A 2,841-nucleotide genomic window follows, 5' to 3' on the forward strand; every position below is an offset into this window, starting at 1 on the left:
CAGCCGAGCCATGAGTGTGGTTAGAATGCGTTGGAATGCGCAACCAAAGTGGGTGATAGTCCCGTATAAGAAGCATGATTGGACGTATTAAGTAGGGCGGAACACGTGAAATTCTGTCTGAAGATCGGAGGACCACCTTCGAAGGCTAAGTACTCCTTACTGACCGATAGTGAACCAGTACCGTGAGGGAAAGGTGAAAAGCACCCCGACGAGGGGAGTGAAACAGTACCTGAAACCGAACGCCTACAAACAGTTGGAGGGACCTTGCGTCCTGACAGCGTACCTTTTGTATAATGGGTCATCGACTTGGTCTCACGAGCAAGCTTAAGCCGTTAGGTGTAGGCGTAGCGAAAGCGAGTCTTAATAGGGCGTTGAGTTCGTGGGATCAGACCCGAAACCGAGTGATCTAGGCATGGCCAGGTTGAAGATAAGGTAACACTTATTGGAGGACCGAACCCACATCTGTTGAAAAAGATCGGGATGAGCTGTGCCTAGGGGTGAAAGGCCAATCAAACTCGGAGATAGCTGGTTCTCTGCGAAATCTATTTAGGTAGAGCGTCGACCGAATACCCTCGGGGGTAGAGCACTGGATGGGTAATGGGGCCCCACAGGCTTACTGATCCTAACCAAACTCCGAATACCGAGGAGTACTAGTCGGCAGACACACGGCGAATGCTAACGTCCGTCGTGAAGAGGGAAACAACCCTAACCTCCAGCTAAGGCCCCTAATTCATGGCTAAGTGGGAAAGCAGGTGAGACGACCAAAACAACCAGGAGGTTGGCTTAGAAGCAGCCATCCTTTAAAGATAGCGTAACAGCTCACTGGTCTAAATAAGTTGTCTTGCGGCGAAGATGTAACGGGGCTCAAGCCATGAGCCGAAGCTGAGGATGCATTTATTGCATGGTAGCAGAGCGTAGTGTGACATAGTTCCATGTGTCCTTATCGTCCCTCGGGACGGATTGGACACAAGGAGCTTTCTGTGAAGCTGGCGCGTGAGCGATCCGGTGGAGAGATCACTAGTGAGAATGATGACATGAGTAGCGACAAAGAGTGTGAGAGACACTCTCGCCGAAAGTCCAAGGGTTCCTGCTTAAAGCTAATCTGAGCAGGGTAAGCCGACCCCTAAGGCGAGGCCGAAAGGCGTAGTCGATGGGAACCAGGTTAATATTCCTGGGCCAGATGGAAGTGACGGATCTCGAGGGTAGTTCATCCTTATCGGATTGAATGGGCTGCTTAGAGGTCCCTGGAAATAGCTCCATCGCTAGATCGTACCCTAAACCGACACAGGTGGACAGGTAGAGAATACCAAGGCGCTTGAGAGAACTATGTTGAAGGAACTCGGCAAAATACCTCCGTAAGTTCGCGAGAAGGAGGCCCGGTTCCTAGGCAACTAGGGGCTGGGGGCACAAACCAGGGGGTGGCGACTGTTTATTAAAAACACAGGGCTCTGCGAAGTCGTAAGACGACGTATAGGGTCTGACGCCTGCCCGGTGCCTGAAGGTTAAAAGGAGGGGTGAGAGCTCTGAATTGAAGCCCAGGTAAACGGCGGCCGTAACTATAACGGTCCTAAGGTAGCGAAATTCCTTGTCGGGTAAGTTCCGACCTGCACGAATGGCGTAACGACTTCCCCGCTGTCTCCAACATAGACTCAGCGAAATTGAATTACCGGTCAAGATGCCGGTTACCCGCGGTTAGACGGAAAGACCCCGTGCACCTTTACTACAGCTTCACACTGGCATTAGGCCGAACATGTGCAGGATAGGTGGTGGGCTTTGAAACCGAGACGCCAGTCTCGGTGGAGCCTCCCTTGAGATACCACCCTTGTTCTGCTTGATGTCTAACCGCGGACCGTTATCCGGTTCCGGGACCCTGTGTGGCGGGTAGTTTGACTGGGGCGGTCGCCTCCTAAATCGTAACGGAGGCGCGCGAAGGTTGGCTCAGAGCGGTCGGAAATCGCTCGTTGAGTGCAATGGCAGAAGCCAGCCTGACTGCGAGACTGACAAGTCGAGCAGAGTCGAAAGACGGCCATAGTGATCCGGTGGTCCCAAGTGGGAGGGCCATCGCTCAACGGATAAAAGGTACGCCGGGGATAACAGGCTGATACTGCCCAAGAGTCCATATCGACGGCAGTGTTTGGCACCTCGATGTCGGCTCATCTCATCCTGGGGCTGGAGCAGGTCCCAAGGGTACGGCTGTTCGCCGTTTAAAGAGGTACGTGAGCTGGGTTTAGAACGTCGTGAGACAGTTCGGTCCCTATCTTCCGTGGGTGTAGGATACTTGAGAGGAGTTGCCCCTAGTACGAGAGGACCGGGGTGAACGATCCACTGGTGGACCAGTTGTTATGCCAATAGCAGTGCTGGGTAGCTATGATCGGACAGGATAACCGCTGAAGGCATCTAAGCGGGAAGCCCCCCTCAAAACAAGGTATCCCTGAGAGCCGAGGTAGACCACCTCGTCGATAGGCCAGAGATGTAAGCGTAGTAATACGTTCAGTTGACTGGTACTAATTGCTCGATAGGCTTGATTTGATCCAGTAGAAGCAAGACTTCAACTTATCAATCAAAAGCATACACATACAATCAGTGGTACATGACTTGGAAAACAACGCTCAGCACTTCAGTGGTGACAGCGCAAGAACAGGCATCCTAAAGATGCCCTGCCTCCCGCCGTCCCTCTGAACAGCAGAGCGCTTGAGGACTTTATTTGGTTTGGTGATCATAGCGCGAGCAAAACACCTGGTCCCATCCCGAACCCAGCCGTTAAGTGCCGTAGCGCCGATGGTACTGCGTCTTAAGACGTGGGAGAGTAGGTCATCGCCAAACCTAATAAGGTCCTCAAAA

Annotated in this window: 2 rRNA genes; both read left to right on the forward strand. The window is 52.6% G+C overall.

Annotated elements, in window-relative coordinates:
• Positions 1-2,529: ribosomal RNA gene (locus BM229_RS17965) — 23S ribosomal RNA — on the forward strand; the annotation flags it as partial.
• Between the two features lie 179 nt (positions 2,530-2,708).
• A 5S ribosomal RNA gene (gene rrf, locus BM229_RS17970) occupies positions 2,709-2,823 on the forward strand.
• Positions 2,824-2,841: the final 18 nt, after the last annotated feature.

Source organism: Sulfitobacter dubius, assembly GCF_900113435.1.
In the GTDB taxonomy this organism is placed as follows: domain Bacteria; phylum Pseudomonadota; class Alphaproteobacteria; order Rhodobacterales; family Rhodobacteraceae; genus Sulfitobacter; species Sulfitobacter dubius.